Below are 17,891 nucleotides of genomic sequence, written 5' to 3' on the forward strand. Positions count from 1 at the left end.
ACCTGGTATAATTAATACCTACCACCTAATACCTGGTACCTGGTACCTAATACCTGGTACCTGGTACCTAATACCTGGTACCTGGTACCTAATACCTGGAATATATTTTTTAATTGCTATGTAAACTTTTTTGTTATTTACATAACAATAGAAATTTATCTTTCTTTTATTTAAGATTACTTCTTTAACTAAAGCCTCAGTGCTTATATTTTTATAATATTTTTTTATAGTTATTAAAAACATCTCATCCTCACTGTTAATATACACGACTATTCTCTGAGTAACAGTAAAGCCTTTTTTCTTTCTCAAATTTTGAATTACTTTTATTAAATCTCTTAATAAGCCTTCTAAAATTAATTTCTTCGTGAGTTGTGAGTCTATTCCAACAATGAAATCTTGATTAATACTTAATTTCCAGAAGTTTTTGGGTTTGTAATCTATTATAAATTCTTTTATAGATAGCTTAAATCTTTTATTATTTATATTTATATCTATATTTTCTTTTATTTCTAACTTATTCTTATTTGTTTTTATATAAGAATTTATCAAATTAATATCTCTTTTATATTTTTTTCCTAATAAATTATAATTAGGTTTTATATCAATTGTTGCTATCTTATTAAGATTTTGTTTTATTTTAATTTTATTTACATTAACTTCATTTTTAATTAAATTTAAGATATCTTTAGATAATAAGATATTATTAGACTCTTTTTTAAGTAGAATAATTGCTTTGGTTAATTTTTGTCGAACTTTAAGATTATTTGTTTTTCTAAGAAATAATATTTTTGAAGTAATATTTTGTGCTAATTTCATTCTCTTTTCTAGAGATTTATCTACTAATTTCTTTCTATAAAGAGGAAATTTAACTAGATGTACACTTTCATAAGGTTCTTTTTTTTTTATATTGAGATTATTATAAAATTTTTCCATAAAAAATGGGGCAATAGGTGAAGAGATTTTAAATATAGTAATTAAACAAGTATAAAGGGTTTTATAAGCGTTAATCTTATCTTCATTATAATCATTTTTCCAGAACTTTCTTCTAGAAAGCCTAATATACCAATTACTTAAATCAAAAATTACAAATTTTTCTATTTTTTTTGCTACTTTAAAAATGTTATATTTTTTATAATAGATTGATATATCTTTTATTAAAGTATTTAATTTAGAAATTATCCATTTTTCTAATAACTTTAGATTTTCTATTTTAAGTTCTATTTCATTGGGGAAAAAATTATCTATATTTGCATATAAAGCAAAGAAAGAATATGAATTAAATAAAGTACCAAAAAACTTTTTTGTTACCTTTTTTATTCCTTTTTCATCAAATTTAATATTTTCCCAGGATTTAGAATTAGAGATTAGATACCATCTAATAGGATCAGAACCATATTTTTTTAATAGTTTTATTGGATCAATTGTATTTCCCTGATTTTTAGACATTTTTTTACCTAATTTATCTAAAATTAAACCATTGGAAATGGCCGTTTTAAATGCAATAGAATTCGAAATTAGAGTAGAAAGAATATGCAAAGTAAAAAACCACCCTCTAGTTTGATCTACACCTTCACAAATAAAGTCAGCTGGAATATTTATTTTATTTTCTATTAATTTTCTATTCTCAAAAGGATAATGTAGTTGTGCATAAGGCATTGCCCCGGAATCAAACCAAACATCCACAATTTCGGGTTCTCTTTTTAGTGGTATTTTTTTTTTAGAGACTAAGATAACTTTATCTAAAGTATGTTTATGAAGATCTATTTTTGAATAATTTTTTCTTTTCATATTTCCAATTCTAAAATCTTCAAATGGATTTTTTTTCATATATCCAGCATCAATTGATTTCTCTATTTCCTTAATTAATTCTTCAATTGAGCCTATTATTTTTTCTTCTTTATTTGCAGTTGAACGCCAAATTGGTAATGGAATTCCCCAATATCTACTTCTAGAAATATTCCAATCTTTTAAATTTTTTAACCAATTTTCGAATCGTTTAATCCCTGTACTTTTTGGTATCCAATTAATTAATTTATTTAATTTAATTAATTTGTTTTTATATTTGCTGGTTTTAATAAACCAAGAACTTATTGGATAATATAATATTGGGGCTTTAGTTCTCCAACAATGTGGATAAGAATGGATATGCTTGCCAATTAGAAAAATTTTCTCTTCTTTTTTTAAATATAAAGCGATTTTAAAATCAGTTGATAAATCGTTTGATAATGATTTTTCTTTATTATTTTCATATTCTTTTTTAATAAATTTTCCACTAAATAGTGGATGTAAATTTTTTATAAATTTACCTTTATTATCTACTAAAGGGATTAAAGTATTTTTTTTCCCCTTTATCATCATCATAGGAATTTTGTTTTTTTTAGCCAATTCAAAATCTTTTTCACCAAAACACGGAGCAATATGCACAACTCCTGTCCCTTCTGATTCACTGACGAAATCTCCATCTATGTCTCCATCTATGATTTTAAAAGCTTTTTCACAACCTTCATAAGGTTTTTTCCAAGTAATAAGTTGCTCATACTTTGTATCCAAAAGTACTTTCCCCTTAAAGGTTTTAATAATTTTATATGGAATTTTATTATTCTTTTTTTTAAATAAAGTAATTTTTTTCTTTCTATTTCTTAGAAAAAAAAAGCCACTATCTAAAGTTTTAGATATTGTTTTCTTAGAAAGAATTATATTTATTTTTTTTAATGTATAAGGATTATAAGTATTTATTAAAACATATTCTATATTTCTTCTTATTGCTAATGCAGTATTAGATGGTAGTGTCCAAGGTGTAGTCGTCCATGATAATATATATATATCATCTTTAATATCATCAAATTTACAAGATAGAGTGTTTTTCTTAATTTGGAATTGAGCTATTACTGTAGTATCTGTTCTGTTTTTATAACAACCTGGGTAATTTAATTCATGTGTACTTAAACCAGTTCCAGCAATTGGAGAATAAGGTTGAATTTTAAAATCTTTATAAAGATTATTTTGATTATATATTTTTTTTAATAACCACCATACTGTTTCTATATATTTTGTATCATAAGTAAAATATGCCTTTTTGAAGTCTAACCAATAACCAATTTTCTTACTAATTTCATTCCATTTTTTAACATTTTTGTTTACCAGACTTTTACATTTTTTATTAAATGTTTTTATTCCAATTTTTTTTTTAATATCGTTTTTTGATATCCCCATTTTCTTTTCTACTACTAATTCTACTGGCAACCCATGAGTATCCCAACCGGCTATTCTATTTACTTTATTATTGTTTAATGTAAAATATCTACAGAATATATCTTTAATAGTTCTAGAAAATAAATGATGTAAACCTGGTTTACCATTTATTGATGGTGGTCCCTCATAAAATACAATATTCTTTTTATAATTTTTGGATAAACATTTTTTAAAGATTTTTTTTTCTTTCCAAAATTTTTTTATTTCGTTTGAAATTTCATACATTTTTAACTTATTGTATTCTCTGAATATTTTTGCCATTTTTTATTTTTATTTATATATTCTTCTTATTCTAAGTCTAAGTCTTCTAAGTCTGTCTTCTAAGTCTGTCTTCTAAGTCTAAGTCTTCTAAGTCTGTCTTCTAAGTCTAAGTCTAAGTCTTCTAAGTCTGTCTTCTAAGTCTGTCTTCTAAGTCTGTCTTCTAAGTCTTCTAAGTCTGTCTCTGTCTTCTACTTACTTATTCTACTTTCTACTTTACTTTCTACTTACTTACTTATTCTACTTACTTATTCTACTTACTTATTCTACTTACTTATTCTACTTACTTATCTTATCTTATTCTACTTACTTATTCTACTTTACTTTCTATTCTACTTACTTACTTACTTATGTTTGTACTTTACTTTGTACTTGTACTTGTACTTACGTCTAGACTAAGATAATTAAAGAAAGATAAAGATAATTAGAAGTAGAATTAGAATTCTTATAATTATTAGAATTATTAGAATTCTTATAATTATTATAATTAATTATTAGAATTATTATAATAATTAATTAATTAATTAATTAATTAATTAATTAATTAGGAATTAGGAATTAGGAATTAGGAATTAGGAATTAGTTTTTTTCCTTTAGTTTAGTTTAGTTTAGTTTAGTTTAGTTTAGTTTAGTTTAGTTTAGTTTAGTTTAGTTTAGTTTAGTTTAGTTTAGTTTAGTTTAGTTGAAACAAACAAAACAAAACAAAACAAAAAAATAGAAACAAATGCAAATGAATAACAAGAATCATCAAATTAAAAAGAACAACAAAAAAAAATCACTTTTATTAAAACTAATTAAATATATTGAACATAGTAATATTAAAAACAAAGAAAAAATCATAAAATTAATGTTAAACTTTAATAATTATAAAAAAAAGAAAATTAATAAATTAATAGGAATTCTTGCTGAATTTGAAAATTATAAAAAACGTATAGAAAAAAACAAAAAGCTAATAATAGAAAATGCTAATAAAAACTTATTATTAGAATTGCTAAGTTTAGCAGAGGATTTTAATAGATGCTTTAATAGCAAGAAAGAGAAAGATAGCAAGAAAGAGAAAGATAGCAAGAAAGATAAGGAAGGAATAAAAATAATAAATAGAAAATTATGGAACCTTTTAAAAAAAGAAGGGATAAAAAAAATCAAATCGAAAAAAGGAGATGTTTTTAATACAGATATTCATGAAGCCGTATCAATACAAACTATAAAAAAAACTGAATTGAAAGGAAAAATATTACACATAATAGAATCAGGATATAGTTTTAAAAACAAAATAATTAAATATACTAAAGTAATTGTAGGAAAATAAAAAAATAAATGAATAAAAAAGATTATTATGAAATACTTGGAGTAAATAGAGATGCAACTCTTGATCAAATAAAAAGAGCATACAGAAAATTAGCATTAAAATATCATCCAGATAAAAATAGAGAAAATAAAAAAGAGGCTGAAGAAAAATTCAAAGAAGCTGCAGAAGCTTATAATGTATTAAGTGATAAAAATAAGAGAAATACATACGATCAATATGGACATCATCAAGAATATCATAATAAAAGTAATAATATAAATATAGAAGATATATTATCTAATTTTGGAGATATATTTAATGATACATTAGGTGGTGGTTTCACAGAATTTGAAGAAGAAAATCCTGAAAATAGGAATAGAGGAGAAGACTTAAGAATTAAAATTAAATTAGATTTATGGGAAATTTATAAAGGCGTAAAAACAAAAGTAAAAGTTAAACGACTTAAATTTTACAAAAATTTAAACTTTAAAAGTTGTGATTATTGTGAAGGAACAGGCAATATTAATAAATATACTAGTACTTTTTTAGGTAGAATACAAACTAGTATAACTTGTAATCAATGTTTAGGGTTAGGTAAAATAATAAAAAATACTCCACTAGGCGTAAATAATCAAGGTCTAAAGAAAGTTGAAGAATTAATAAATATTAAAATTCCAGCTGGTGCAAGGAATAAAATGCACCTGAGAATATTAGGTAAAGGGAACGATCCAGTTTTTGGTATTGGTGTACCAGGTGATTTAATTGTTATAGTAGAAGAAATACCACATAAAAACTTAAATAGAGATGGGGATAATTTATCATATGATTTGTATTTATCAATCCCCAAAGCAATATTAGGAACATTTGAATATATCCCTACAATAACTGGGAAAGCCAGAGTGAAAATAGAACCAGGAATTCAACCAGGAAAAATTTTAAGATTAAAAGGAAAAGGACTACCAAAAATAAAAGGATTTGGAAGAGGAGACTTATTTGTCAATATAAATATTTGGATTCCTAAAAAAATAAATAGTGAACAACGACTTTTTTTAAAACAAATTAAAAATGATCCTAATTTTATACCAAAAACTAAAAATAATAAAGAGTATTTTTTTTGAGTAAAACGAGTAAAATAAAAGAAAAAATAAATGTTAAAGATTAAATATTAAATATGAAAAGAGTAATTGTTGGTTTATCTGGAGGCGTTGATTCAAGTGTTGCAGCCTTAATATTAAAGAAAAAGGGATACGAAGTAATAGGAATATATCTTAATTATAAAAATTCTTTCTGTGATTGGGAAGAAGAAAGTATATCAGCTCTTATGGTATCTCAACAGCTTGGGATACCATTTTATATATTTGATATAACTAATTATTATAAAAAACTAATTTTTGATTATACAATTAATGAATATATTGGTGGGAAAACCCCTAACCCCGATGTTTTATGTAATAATAAAATAAAATTCAATATTTTTATAAAAAAATCAGTAATTTTAAAAGCAGATTATATTGCTACGGGTCATTACGTAAGAAAAAAAAAAACATGTATAGCCGGAAAAACCATTTATAAACTATTTACTGCTTTAGATAATAAAAAAGATCAATCTTATTTTTTATGTAATTTAAATCAAAATCAAATAAAAAAATCATTATTTCCACTTGGCAAACTTAATAAAGAAAAGGTTAGAAAAATAGCCGAATATGCTAAATTAATTAATGCTAAAAGAAAAGATTCTCAAGGAATTTGTTTTTTAGGAAAAATTAATTTGGCTACAGTTATTAATAAAAAAATAAATAATAAATTAGGAAAAATTATAATTATAAATAAAAAATGTAAAGTTTATAAAAAAAAGATATTATATGGTTTATCTACTATTGAAAAATTATATATTTTATCACAAAAAATAAAATATAGACCTAAATACGGAAAAATAATAGGCTATCATAAAGGTGTATATTATTTTACAAAAGGACAAAGAAAGGGTCTCAAAATTGGAGGCTTAAGTAAACCAATATTTGTTATAGAGAAAGATTTAAAACAAAATATATTATATGTCGGACTAGGGAATAACCATCCTGGCTTATTTAATTCAGTAATTTTTATAAAAAAAGAAAATATTAATTGGATTTATAAAAAATATAAAAATTTAGTTGATAAAAACAATCCTTTTAAAGTAAAAACTAAGATACGATCAAGACAAAGCTTTCAAATGGCAAGTTTATATAATATTAAACAAGGGATATATATTTATTTTCATTCACCTCAACGAGCACTAACAGAAGGACAATATATAGTATTGTATTTTAGAAATGAATTAATTTGTTCTTGCTTGTATAGTTGATTAAGTTGAGATTTTAAATCGCCACTTAAAAGGATCATTGGATAAATTATGCTGTATATCTAAGATAGATTTTTTAAAAAAATAAGAAATTCTTTTTTTCTTATTTAAAGAAGGTAATATATAATTCCTGTTTTGTATACTAATTAATTTTAAAGGATTAATTATTACAGCAGTACCACTCCCAAATATTTCATTAACTAATTTTTTTTTTAAATAGTATTTTAATTCTTCAACAGTTAAGTATCTTTCCTCTACTTTAATTTTATTTCTTTTTGCTATATCTATAATACTTTTACGAGTTATTCCATTAAGAATTTTATCGTCAGCTGGTGCAGTAATAAGACAATTTTTAATATAAAAAAAAACATTCATAGTACCAGATTCTTCAATAATGGAATGTGTCCCTGAATCAGTCCATAAAATTTGATCATAACCTTCTTCTTTTGCTTTTTGAGTTGGAAAAAATGAAGTTGCATAGTTTCCTGCTGCTTTAATAAAGCCAATTCCACCATTAGAAGATCTACTGTATTTTTGTTCTATTTTAACTTTTAATGGTCTTGAATAATAATTATTTACAGGGGTACAAATAACTAAAAACATATAATTTGAACTTGGTTTGGCTGATAATAGACCATCTGTTGCTATCAGAAATGGTCTTATATATAATGAATATCCATATTTAATTGGAATCCAATCCTTATCCAATTTTAATAAATTAATTAATCCTTCAAAAAAGATATTATATGGAATAGTTGGCATTTGCAAACGTTTAGCCGAAATATTAAAACGATGAAAATTTTCTAAAGGTCTAAATAAAAAAACATTTTTTTCTTTATCTTTGAAGGCTTTCATCCCTTCAAAAATTGCTTGACCATAATGAAAAACTAAAGTAATTGGAGAAAAACTAAAATTACTAAATGGTTTTATTATAGCTTCATTCCAATTTTCATTTTTATATTCACAATATAATATATGATCAGAAAAATATTTCCCAAAAGGAATATCTATCTCCCAATTAATTTTATCTATACTAGATATTTTGCATTTTTCAATACGCATATAGTAACTTTCTTCTTCAGATTAATAGTTTCTTCCTATTCCTATTACTATTACTATTACTATTACTATTAAAGATTAAGATTTTTATTTCTTCTTAATCTTAATCTTAATGATTTTACAAATTATTAAATATGGAGATAAAATTTTACATAAAAAATGTAAAAAGATAAAAAAGAATATTTTATTCGAAGGTCTCTTTGAAAATATGTTTAATACATTACTTGAAAATATGTTTAATACATTACTTAAGTATAGAGGAGTAGGTTTATCTGCTCCTCAAATTGGGATTTCTTTGCGATTATTTATAATCAATTATTTTGATTCAAGAAAAAACATTTTTTTAAATACTAAAATTTTAAAACAATTTGGAGTTTATAAAGAGTATTGCGAAGGTTGTTTAAGTCTACCGAAAAGTTTTTATAGAATTAAAAGGAAAGAAATCCTTTTAATTGAATATTTTGATGAAAAGTGGATACGACATAATCTACTTATAAAAGGTTTTTTAGCTCGAGTTATTTTACATGAATATGATCATATAAATGGAAAACTTATAATTCTTTAATAATTTTATTAAATATATTATATTCATTAATAATAAGATTTGATATCGTTTTACGATTTAATTTTAAATTATTATTTTTTAATTTTTTAATAAAATTAGAATAATTTAAACCAAATTTTCGAACAGCAGTATTAATTCTAATAATCCATAGCTTTCTAAAATTACGTTTTTTTTGTTTTCTACCTATATATGAATAACACCTAGATTTTTCTACTGCATTTTTTGCAACAGTGTATAATTTACTTCTAGCACCATAAAAACCTTTTGCTAGTTTTAAAATCTTTTTCCTTTTTTTTTTAGCTGCAACTGAATTAACTGATCTTGGCATATATTATAATAATAATAATTTTTTTATTTTATTTTTTAGATAATTTTTGATTATCTCTAAATTAGATAATCTTCTTTTCCTTTTATTAGATTTTTTAGTTAATATATGATTTTTAAAAGCTTTTTTTCTTTTGAGTAAACCCTTACTGGTTATTTTAATTCTTTTTTTTAAACTTGATTTCCTTCTTAATTTCTTTTTTTTTATTTTCATTTAGTTTCCTTTAGTTTAGTTTCTGTACTTTAGTTGTAGTTGTATTTGTATGTGAAACTTTAGGTATTAATACTATAAACATTTTTTTTTCTTCTATTCTTGGTGGAATTTCTACTTTTGTAATATTACTAAGTAGTTCAATACATTTTAATAACATTTTTTCTCCTAAATATTTGTAAAATATCCCTTTCCCTTTAAAAAAAATATAAAATTTAACTTTATTATTAGATTTTAATATTTTTTTAGCATTTTCTATTTTAAACGATAAATCATGTATATTAGTCTGAGAAGTTAGTCTTATTTCTTTAGTCAAAATTACATTTTTTTTATATTTTTTTTTCATTTTTTTTAAGTTATATAAAAATTTACTAAAATTCATTGCTTTACAAATTGTCGGAGTAACTTTTGGATTAATTTCTACTAAATCTAGAGAAAGATCTTTGGCTATTTTTAAAGCTTGTTTTAATGGGTAAACTTTTGGTTTAATGTTTTTTCCAACTAATCTGACTACTTTTGATCTTATTTCAGAATTTATTTTATATTTTATTTTTTTTTTTATTCTCAAATTTTTTATTTTTCTTATTTTTCTTGATAAGATTAGTCTAGCTTTTAGCTGACGGGTTGTTTTTATTTAACCTCTTCATAATCTACATCTTGTACTTGTGAATCACTAGATTTTTTTTCTTTATTTATATTATCGGTTTCGTTTTTATTAAAAATTTCTTGTGAAGTTGCCCAAAATTTATTAATCTTCTCAACATATTTATCAATATCTATAAAGTTTTTATTACTTGTAGCTTTTTTTAATTTTAATAAATAAGTTTCTATATTTTTTAGTTTGTCAGGAGTTAATTGTTTTCCATATTCTTTAATATATTTCTCAGATTGAAAAATTAATGTATCCGCATAATTAATTTGATCGATTTCTTTTTTCAATTTTTCGTCTCTTTCATAATTTTTTTCGGCCTCTTTTTTCATTTTTTCTATATCTTCTTTGCTTAAACCAGAAGAAGCTTGAATTCTAATTCTTTGTTCTCTTCCAGTTCCTTTATCTTTAGCAGAAACATTTAAAATACCATTAGCATCTATATCAAAACATACTTCTATTTGTGGTATACCTCTAGGAGCTGGAGGAATGTCAACTAAATCAAATTGCCCAATTTCTTTATTATCTTTAAATAGTGGTCTTTCTCCTTGTCCCACTTTAACTGTTACAGCTGATTGGTTATCAATTGCTGTAGAAAATATCTCTGATTTTCTAGTTGGTATTGTAGTGTTAGATTCTATTAATTTAGTAAAAACACCTCCTAAGGTTTCTATTCCTAAAGACAATGGAGTTACATCTAATAATAAAACATCTTTTATATCACCTGCTAATACTCCACCTTGAATAGCAGCACCAATAGCTACGACTTCATCTGGATTAACACCTTTTGAAGGTACTCTTTGAAAAAATTTCTCTACTTCTTCTTGAATTTTTGGTATTCTAGTTGATCCCCCTACTAAAATAACTTCATTTATATCTTTTACTTTTAAATCTGCAGCTTTTAAAGCATCTTTACAAGGCAAAATAGATCTTTTAACTAATTGATCAGATAACTCTTCAAATTTTGCTCTAGTTAAGGTTTTAACTAAATGTTTTGGTCCAGTTGCTGTTGCAGTTATATAAGGTAAATTAATTTCTGTTTTAGTACTAGAAGAAAGTTCAATTTTGGATTTTTCTGCTGATTCTTTTAGTCTTTGATGTGCAATAGGATCATTCCCAAGATTTATTCCTTGTTCTGCTTTAAATTCTTTTATTAACCAATTGATTATAATTTTATCAAAATCATCTCCACCGAGATGAGTATCACCGTTTGTTGATAATACTTCAAAAACTCCATCTCCCAATTCAAGAATTGAAATGTCAAAAGTTCCACCACCTAAATCATAAACTACTATTTTTTTATTTTTATTCTTTTTATCTAAGCCATAAGCTAAAGCAGCTGCTGTTGGCTCATTGATTATTCGTTCTACTTCTAGTCCAGCAATTTCACCAGCCTCTTTAGTGGCTTGACGTTGGGAATCATTAAAATATGCTGGTACTGTAATTACTGCTTTAGTCACTTTATATCCTAAGTAATCTTCTGCAGTTTTTTTCATTTTTTGAAGTATCATTGCAGATATTTCTTGTGGAGAATATAATTTTTTCTCTATTTTTACTCTTGGAGTATCGTTTTCACCTTTAATAATTTCATAGGGTACATATTTTAATTCTTCAATTACTTCAGAATATTTTCTTCCCATAAAACGTTTAATAGAGAATATAGTATTTTTAGGATTAGTTACTGCTTGGCGTTTAGCTGGATCACCTATTTTCATTTCTCCTCCTTCTTCAATAAAGGCTATTATAGATGGAGTTGTACGTTTGCCTTCAGAATTTGGTATAACAGTTGGACCATTTACTTCAATAACTGAAACACAAGAATTAGTAGTACCTAAATCTATACCTATTATTTTATTCATGTTAAATTCAATTAATTTTTTAATTAATAGACTTAATTATATTATATATAATATAATATAATATAATATAATATAATATAATATAATATAATATAATATAATATAATATAATATAATATAATATAATTAATTATATAATTAATTATATAATTAATTATATATAATATTAAGATTAATATAATATAATATAATATAATATAATCGTATTTAAAAATCAAAATAAAATTATATCAGACAGTGAAAAAACCAATTAATTGGTATATTTTTAATGCCTTTAATAAAACTCTAGGACGTTTAGCATCTGTTATTGCTTGTAGCATCTGTTATTGCTTGTATAATTATTGGAAAACATCAAATTAATTTTTCTAAGTTGTGGAGATAAAGTTATTATTATTAACGCTAAACATATTCTTTTAGGGAGTAAAACAAATAATAAAACCTATATTAGTTATAGTGGATATCCAGGAGGTAAAAAAGTAAAGAAAGTATCTGAATTAATAAAAAAAAGACCAGAATTTCTAATTAGAAAAGCTGTATTAGGTATGTTACCTAAAAATTCTTTTAAAAAAAAAATAAAAAATTTATATATATTTCCTAATAATAGACATAATATTAAAAATGTTAGTAATGTTAAATATTTTTCTTAATGAAAAAATATATTTCTAATTCTATAGGTCGTAGAAAAACTTCAGTAGCAAGATTATATCTTAAACCAGGTACTGGTAAAATTATTATTAATAATAAAAACTATAGTACCTATGGTTTTAAGAATAAAATCTTTAAACCATTAGAACTAACTAATAATAATGGGAAATTTGATATTTATATTAATATATATGGGGGAGGAGTCACTAGTCAAGCTGAAGCTATAATCTTAGCTCTATCTAGAAGTTTATGTAAAATCCATAAATCTTCTAGAAAAATCTTAAAACTAAATAAATTACTTACTCGTGACTCTAGAATGGTAGAACGAAAAAAATATGGTAGAAAGAAATCTCGTAAGAATTTTCAATTTTCAAAAAGGTAATTTTTATGTATAAATTCAAATTCTCTAATTTCTTAAAAGCTGGAGTTCATTTTGGACATTCTATATCTAAATTGAATCCAAAAATGAAACCTTATATTTTAAGTAAAAATAAGGGGATACATATAATCGATCTTTATAAGACTATAAAAAAATTATGCTTATCTTGTAATTATTTAAAGAAAATAGCTACTTCAGGGAAGGTAGTTTTATTTGTTGGAACCAAAAGACAAGCTAAAAATATAATTGCTTATTATGCTCAAAAGATTAATATGCCTTATATTAATGAACGTTGGCTGGGTGGATTATTAACTAATTTTTCTACAATACAAAAATCAATTTCTAAAATGAATGTAATAGAAAAAAATAAGTCTTTAGGACTATATAACTTAATATCCAAAAAAGAAAGATTACTAATCTCACGAGTTCATAGTAAATTAAAAAAAAACTTAGGTACTGTTAGTCAACTCCAGGTTTTACCAGATTGTATCATTATTGTGGATATAAACAAAGAGAAACCAGCAGTTAATGAGGCCTTAAAATTAGGAATTCCAATAGTTGGAATAGCTGATACTAATTCTAACCCTGATCAAATTAATTTTCCTATTCCTGGTAATGATGATAATTCTAAGTCAATTAACCTAATTTTATATTATATAGCTAATGCTATCGAAATAGGAATAGATTTATACTTGAAAAATAAAAATAACAAATAATAAAACCTATATTACGTATTATGCAAAATCTTAAAAAGATTAAAAAGTTAAGATCTATTACTGGAGTCTCTATTATGGCTTGTCAAAAGGCAATTATTAAATCCAAAGGAAGACTAAATTTAGCGATTAATTTTTTGATTAATAATTCAAATAATATAAAAACAAATTCTTTAAAAGAAAGTTTTATAATATGCCGAAGAAATAAAAAGAAAAATAAAGCTGTAGGTATGCTAATAGCTACAGAAACTGATTTTGTAACTAAAAACGATATTTTTAAAAAATTAGCTAATATTATCTTGGATGTTGCATTATTTGCTAAAAAGAAACAAGATATACTAAAATATCAAATTCTGAATAAATTACCACTATTTAAAATAGTAAATTATTTCTCAAATAATATTTTTAATGAATATATTGAGTTAAAAACAATTGTTTTTATTGAAGCCCCTTTTGTTAATTTTTATATACATCATAGTTGTAATAAAGCAGCTTTAATTGGGTTCTCAAATTATATTCCAAATTTGGAACAAATCTCAAAAAATATAGCTATACAATTAGTATGTAATACTAATTATAATACGAGTTTTCCAAAATTATTATTATATAAAAATATAAAACTTGTTAATTATAAAGTCTTAAGTCTTTAAGAGAATGAATACCTGGAGTGGGATTTGAACCCACACAGCTTATTTAAAGCTACAGGATTTTAAGTCCTGCGTGTCTACCCATTCCACCATCCAGGCTCTAAGCGAAAAACGGGATTTGAACCCGCAACCCTTACCTTGGCAAGGTAATACTCTAACCAGTTGAGCTATTCTCGCACTTTTTTATTTATTTTTATTTTTATTTATTTTTATTTTTATTTATTTTTATTTTTTAATATATTTATATTTTTATTACTTTACTTTTTAAAAAATAATTTTATTTTTTTTAAACTTGTTATTAAAGAAGCTAGCGTAATCTTCTTAAGGTTTAATTTACAAAAGAAATTTTTTATTATTTTATAATTTATATAAATATTCATTTTTTCAAAACTTTTCATTTTTTCAAAGAAAATCAATATTTTTTTAGCTCTTTTTATTATGATATTAGGAATACCTGCAAGTTTAGCCACATTAATTCCGTAACTATTTTGGCAACCATATGGTAATAATTTTCTTGTATATATAAGAGTATTATTTATTTTTTTAACTGAAAGACTAAGATTTCTTATTCTCTTGTAATAAGAAATCATATTATTTAATTCATGATAATGAGTAGCAAATAATACCAAGGGTTTTTTAGGGTGATTATGCAAAAATTCTATTATTGCCCAAGCAATTGAAATCCCATCATAAGTACTAGTCCCTCTACCTATTTCATCTAGTAATATTAGACTTCTTTCTGAGATATTATTTAAAATGCTGGCAGTTTCATTCATTTCACGCATAAAGGTTGATTCTCCAATTGAAATATTATCTGATGCTCCTACTCTTATAAAAATTTGTTCTATTATTCCAATTTCAGCATATTTTGCAGGTATATAACTACCTAATTGAGCCATTATTATTATTATAGCTGTTTGACGTAAAATGGCAGATTTTCCAGCCATATTTGGACCAGTTATTATAAATATTTGTTTCTTTTCTCTTTTTATAAAAATGTCATTTGAAACATAAGTAAATTCATTAGAGTTGATTTTAAAATCAATTACAGGGTGTCTACCTCCTTTAATATAAATATTAAAACTTTTATTAAATTTAGGACATATATAATTATATTTTTGAGCACATTTTACTAGAGAAAGTATTACATCTATTTTGGCTATTAATTTGGAATTATGTTGATTATTGTATAATTTTTCTAATAAAAAATTAGTTATATCTTCTAATATCTTATTTTCTATTTTTCTTATATTTTCTTGAGCAATTTTTATTTTTAATTCATAATTTTTTAATTCTTCGGTTATATACCTTTCTACATTAGCTAAAATTTGTTTTCTTTTCCATTTTTTGGGAATTTTTATCTTAATTTTTTTTTTAATCTCTATATAATATCCAAAAATATTATTATAGTTTATTTTTAGATTTTTTATTCCTGTGTCTTTTCTTTCTCTTTCACAAATTTTTAAAATGGTTTTTTCACTATTAGTAACTACGTTTCTTAATTTATCTAATTCTTTGGAAATTCCATGTTTTATCACATTTCCTTTATTTAGATTCTTTGGAGCGTCTGCAAATAATACTTTTTCAAGGACTCGGTATATTTTATTACAATTTCGAATTTTCTTAGCAAGTTTTTTAAAACTTTTACTCTTTGAATCTAAAAGTATAGCTTTTATATCTATTATATTTTTTAATGTTTTTTTTAATATTAATAAATCATATGGAGTAGCTTTTAAGTTAACTATTTTGGCTGTTAATCTTTCTAAATCAGAAATTTGTTTTAGTTTTTTTCTTATTGGTTTTACTATTTTATTGTTTTTTAAAAATTCATATAATATTTTTTGTCTAGATTTAATCTTTTTTATATTTTTAAGTGGAAATCTTAACCATTTATTTATTAATCTACTCCCCATTGGAGTATAGGTAAAATCTAAAATTTTTAATAGTGTTACTGCATCTTCATTTTTAGATGTAAGGATTTCTAAATTGTCGAAAGAAAAATTATCTATGTTAAGATATTTCTCTAAATCAATTCTTTTAATCGAATTAATATGGTTAATTTTGTAATTACATATATTACATACATAATCCAAAATGGCACCTGCTGAAGTAATACCCAAAAAAAGCTTTTGAATATTAAATCCCTTTAAGGAATTAGTTTGGAAATGTTGAATTAAATTTTTGTAAGCAGAATTAAAAGAAAAAAAACAATCTTCTAAGCTCTGTAACTGTATATTATTGTTTAATATATATTTTATATAATTTTTTTTCTTTTTGGGATAAATTATCTCTTTAGGTAATAATTTGTTAATAATTTGATTAATGTAATTTTGGCAGCCTTCTCCAACTAAAAATTCTCCAGTTGAAATATCTAAAAAAGATATTCCAATTATTTTGGAATTTTTTTTATAGTATATAGCACATAAAAAATTATTTGTTTTAGCATCTAAAACTTCACTATTAGTTACTACTCCCGGTGTAATAATTTCTGTTACTCCTCTTTTTAAAATTACTTTATTTTCTTTTTCTTTTTTTTCTAGTTCATCACAAATAGCTATTTTAAAACCTGCTTTTATTAATTTTGGTAAATAATTATTTATAGAATGGTGAGGAAAACCGGCTAATTCAGTAGCAGATTTTTTATGACGTTTACTTAAAACTATATTTAATACTTTAGAACACTTGATAGCATCTTTTCCAAAGATTTCATAAAAATCTCCAACTTTAAATAAGACAATACTATTAGGGAATTTCTTTTTTATTTCATTATATTGTTTCATTAAAGGAGTAATGGCTTTCAATTTCTTATAAAATCATTTTATTTATTACTTTTTTAGTAATTTTAATTGTTTTATTTTTTAAACCTTCTAAATAAAATGTATATTTATTAAATATCTTTTCACATATATAATATAAGCCTCTAGCCCCAATCTTTAATTTAATTGCCTTCTTAATTATTGAATTAGTAGCATTTTTCGTAAATATAAAATCCATCTTATCAAATTTAAACAGATTTTTATATTGTTTTAATATAGAATTTTTAGGTGAAAATAAAATTTGCTTATATTCTTTCTTAGTAAAATTATGTAAATGACATATTATAGGGAATCTCCCTATTAATTCTGGAATAAAACCAAAATTAATTAAATCTTCTGATTTTAATTTATTAAATATATCTTTTTTTTTAGTTTGTCTTTTATTTTTAAATCCAATTTGAGAAAAATTTAATCGGTTATAGATTATTTGTTCTAATCCTGCAAATGTCCCACCAGATATAAAAAGTATATTTTTGGTATTTATAGATACTATCTGTTTTTCAGGATGTTTTCGACCAATTTGTGTTGAAATATTAACCTGTGAACCTTCTAAAATTTTAAGTAAAGCTTGTTGAACTCCTTCACCTGAAACATCTCTTGTAATTGAAGGATTATTAAGGTTTTTTTTAGAAATTTTATCTATTTCATCTATAAAAATTATACCTTTTTCAGCTAAATTTAAATCATAATTAGCTTTTTGCAATAATATAGCTAATATACTTTCTACATCATCTCCAACATAACCTGCTTCCGTCAATGAAGTAGCATCAACTATTGCTAAAGGCAGATTTAAAAATCTAGAAAGGCTTTTAGCAAAAAGAGTTTTTCCTGTACCTGTATTTCCTATTATTAATAGGTTAGATTTATTAATCTCTATTTTATTTT

The 17,891-nt window shown here is 23.4% G+C and carries 16 protein-coding genes and 2 tRNA genes (1 of these 18 cut by a window edge); 8 read left to right on the forward strand and 10 right to left on the reverse strand.

Annotated features, from left to right (window positions below):
• Positions 1 to 18: 18 nt before the first annotated feature.
• Complete coding sequence (gene ileS, locus SMPYRVIR_RS00275; RefSeq protein WP_246980434.1) at positions 19 to 3,513, reverse strand: isoleucine--tRNA ligase; 3,495 nt, start codon at positions 3,511 to 3,513, stop codon at positions 19 to 21.
• A gap of 721 nt (positions 3,514 to 4,234) precedes the next feature.
• On the opposite strand from ileS, the gene SMPYRVIR_RS00280 reads away from it, so the two are divergent.
• The 3 genes from SMPYRVIR_RS00280 to mnmA are packed head-to-tail and all read left to right on the forward strand — an operon-like array spanning position 4,235 to position 7,142.
• A complete protein-coding gene (locus SMPYRVIR_RS00280; RefSeq protein ID WP_246980436.1) occupies positions 4,235 to 4,819 on the forward strand; it encodes a nucleotide exchange factor GrpE in 585 nt (194 codons plus the stop codon).
• Between the two features lie 8 nt (positions 4,820 to 4,827).
• Entirely contained in the window at positions 4,828 to 5,916 is a 1,089-nt protein-coding gene (locus SMPYRVIR_RS00285) for a DnaJ C-terminal domain-containing protein (protein WP_246980438.1), read from the forward strand.
• Positions 5,917 to 5,969: 53 nt separating this feature from the next.
• Entirely contained in the window at positions 5,970 to 7,142 is a 1,173-nt protein-coding gene (gene mnmA, locus SMPYRVIR_RS00290; protein WP_246980440.1) for a tRNA 2-thiouridine(34) synthase MnmA, read from the forward strand.
• Here mnmA and SMPYRVIR_RS00295 read toward each other — a convergent pair whose 3' ends face one another.
• On the reverse strand, positions 7,143 to 8,201 hold the full coding sequence (locus SMPYRVIR_RS00295; RefSeq protein ID WP_246980442.1) for a branched-chain amino acid aminotransferase: 1,059 nt from the start codon (positions 8,199 to 8,201) through the stop codon (positions 7,143 to 7,145).
• A gap of 109 nt (positions 8,202 to 8,310) precedes the next feature.
• On the opposite strand from SMPYRVIR_RS00295, the gene SMPYRVIR_RS00300 reads away from it, so the two are divergent.
• Positions 8,311 to 8,763 (forward strand): peptide deformylase, encoded by a 453-nt coding sequence (locus tag SMPYRVIR_RS00300; protein ID WP_246980444.1) that lies wholly within the window; start codon positions 8,311 to 8,313, stop codon positions 8,761 to 8,763.
• On the opposite strand, the gene rplT is transcribed toward SMPYRVIR_RS00300, so the two are convergent.
• The 4 genes from rplT to dnaK form a co-directional block, all read right to left on the reverse strand.
• Positions 8,750 to 9,091 carry a 50S ribosomal protein L20 gene (gene rplT, locus SMPYRVIR_RS00305; protein ID WP_246980446.1) on the reverse strand — a complete coding sequence of 114 codons (342 nt, stop codon included), beginning with the start codon at positions 9,089 to 9,091 and terminating at the stop codon, positions 8,750 to 8,752. The genes SMPYRVIR_RS00300 and rplT overlap by 14 nt on opposite strands.
• A 3-nt stretch (positions 9,092 to 9,094) precedes the next feature.
• Positions 9,095 to 9,301: a 50S ribosomal protein L35 gene (rpmI, locus tag SMPYRVIR_RS00310; protein WP_246980448.1), complete on the reverse strand. Its 207-nt coding sequence runs from the start codon at positions 9,299 to 9,301 to the stop codon at positions 9,095 to 9,097.
• A 10-nt stretch (positions 9,302 to 9,311) separates the two neighbouring features.
• Entirely contained in the window at positions 9,312 to 9,866 is a 555-nt protein-coding gene (gene infC, locus SMPYRVIR_RS00315; protein ID WP_246980450.1) for a translation initiation factor IF-3, read from the reverse strand.
• A gap of 62 nt (positions 9,867 to 9,928) precedes the next feature.
• Positions 9,929 to 11,806 carry a molecular chaperone DnaK gene (gene dnaK / locus SMPYRVIR_RS00320; protein WP_246980467.1) on the reverse strand — a complete coding sequence of 626 codons (1,878 nt, stop codon included), beginning with the start codon at positions 11,804 to 11,806 and terminating at the stop codon, positions 9,929 to 9,931.
• Positions 11,807 to 12,147: 341 nt separating this feature from the next.
• On the opposite strand from dnaK, the gene SMPYRVIR_RS00325 reads away from it, so the two are divergent.
• From SMPYRVIR_RS00325 to SMPYRVIR_RS00340, 4 genes are read left to right on the forward strand one after another with little or no spacing between them, the layout of a single operon-like run.
• Positions 12,148 to 12,453 (forward strand): uL13 family ribosomal protein, encoded by a 306-nt coding sequence (locus SMPYRVIR_RS00325; protein WP_246980468.1) that lies wholly within the window; start codon positions 12,148 to 12,150, stop codon positions 12,451 to 12,453.
• Positions 12,453 to 12,833: a 30S ribosomal protein S9 gene (gene rpsI, locus SMPYRVIR_RS00330; RefSeq protein ID WP_246980469.1), complete on the forward strand. Its 381-nt coding sequence runs from the start codon at positions 12,453 to 12,455 to the stop codon at positions 12,831 to 12,833. The genes SMPYRVIR_RS00325 and rpsI overlap by 1 nt, the downstream gene beginning before the upstream one ends.
• A gap of 5 nt (positions 12,834 to 12,838) precedes the next feature.
• A complete protein-coding gene (gene rpsB, locus SMPYRVIR_RS00335; RefSeq protein ID WP_246980470.1) occupies positions 12,839 to 13,546 on the forward strand; it encodes a 30S ribosomal protein S2 in 708 nt (235 codons plus the stop codon).
• Between the two features lie 20 nt (positions 13,547 to 13,566).
• Positions 13,567 to 14,193 carry a translation elongation factor Ts gene (locus SMPYRVIR_RS00340; RefSeq protein WP_246980471.1) on the forward strand — a complete coding sequence of 209 codons (627 nt, stop codon included), beginning with the start codon at positions 13,567 to 13,569 and terminating at the stop codon, positions 14,191 to 14,193.
• Positions 14,194 to 14,202: 9 nt separating this feature from the next.
• Here SMPYRVIR_RS00340 and SMPYRVIR_RS00345 read toward each other — a convergent pair.
• The 4 genes from SMPYRVIR_RS00345 to clpX form a co-directional block, all read right to left on the reverse strand.
• Positions 14,203 to 14,289, reverse strand: a tRNA-Leu gene (locus tag SMPYRVIR_RS00345).
• 4 nt (positions 14,290 to 14,293) lie between these two features.
• Positions 14,294 to 14,367 (reverse strand) — tRNA-Gly (locus SMPYRVIR_RS00350).
• 80 nt (positions 14,368 to 14,447) lie between these two features.
• Positions 14,448 to 16,991: a DNA mismatch repair protein MutS gene (gene mutS, locus SMPYRVIR_RS00355; protein WP_246980472.1), complete on the reverse strand. Its 2,544-nt coding sequence runs from the start codon at positions 16,989 to 16,991 to the stop codon at positions 14,448 to 14,450.
• 4 nt (positions 16,992 to 16,995) lie between these two features.
• Positions 16,996 to 17,891, reverse strand: the 3' portion of a protein-coding gene (gene clpX, locus SMPYRVIR_RS00360) for an ATP-dependent Clp protease ATP-binding subunit ClpX (RefSeq protein ID WP_246980474.1). 319 nt of this gene lie beyond the right edge of the window; 896 of the gene's 1,215 nt are visible here — the last part of the coding sequence; its start codon lies beyond the right edge, outside the window — the gene reads right to left on this strand; its stop codon occupies positions 16,996 to 16,998.

Source organism: Candidatus Karelsulcia muelleri (assembly GCF_022985615.1).
GTDB lineage: Bacteria > Bacteroidota > Bacteroidia > Flavobacteriales > Blattabacteriaceae > Karelsulcia > Karelsulcia muelleri_G.

What these genes read in the sequence shown, in the direction of transcription:
- rplT (WP_246980446.1), bottom strand. Translation starts at nt 9,091, where the DNA reads ATGCCAAGATCAGTTAATTCAGTTGCAGCTAAAAAAAAAAGGAAAAAG.
- mnmA (WP_246980440.1), top strand. Translation starts at nt 5,970, where the DNA reads ATGAAAAGAGTAATTGTTGGTTTATCTGGAGGCGTTGATTCAAGTGTT.
- SMPYRVIR_RS00340 (WP_246980471.1), top strand. Translation starts at nt 13,567, where the DNA reads ATGCAAAATCTTAAAAAGATTAAAAAGTTAAGATCTATTACTGGAGTC.
- ileS (WP_246980434.1), bottom strand. Translation starts at nt 3,513, where the DNA reads ATGGCAAAAATATTCAGAGAATACAATAAGTTAAAAATGTATGAAATT.
- SMPYRVIR_RS00295 (WP_246980442.1), bottom strand. Translation starts at nt 8,201, where the DNA reads ATGCGTATTGAAAAATGCAAAATATCTAGTATAGATAAAATTAATTGG.
- SMPYRVIR_RS00285 (WP_246980438.1), top strand. Translation starts at nt 4,828, where the DNA reads ATGAATAAAAAAGATTATTATGAAATACTTGGAGTAAATAGAGATGCA.
- dnaK (WP_246980467.1), bottom strand. Translation starts at nt 11,806, where the DNA reads ATGAATAAAATAATAGGTATAGATTTAGGTACTACTAATTCTTGTGTT.
- SMPYRVIR_RS00300 (WP_246980444.1), top strand. Translation starts at nt 8,311, where the DNA reads ATGATTTTACAAATTATTAAATATGGAGATAAAATTTTACATAAAAAA.
- rpsB (WP_246980470.1), top strand. Translation starts at nt 12,839, where the DNA reads ATGTATAAATTCAAATTCTCTAATTTCTTAAAAGCTGGAGTTCATTTT.
- rpsI (WP_246980469.1), top strand. Translation starts at nt 12,453, where the DNA reads ATGAAAAAATATATTTCTAATTCTATAGGTCGTAGAAAAACTTCAGTA.
- rpmI (WP_246980448.1), bottom strand. Translation starts at nt 9,301, where the DNA reads ATGAAAATAAAAAAAAAGAAATTAAGAAGGAAATCAAGTTTAAAAAAA.
- SMPYRVIR_RS00280 (WP_246980436.1), top strand. Translation starts at nt 4,235, where the DNA reads ATGCAAATGAATAACAAGAATCATCAAATTAAAAAGAACAACAAAAAA.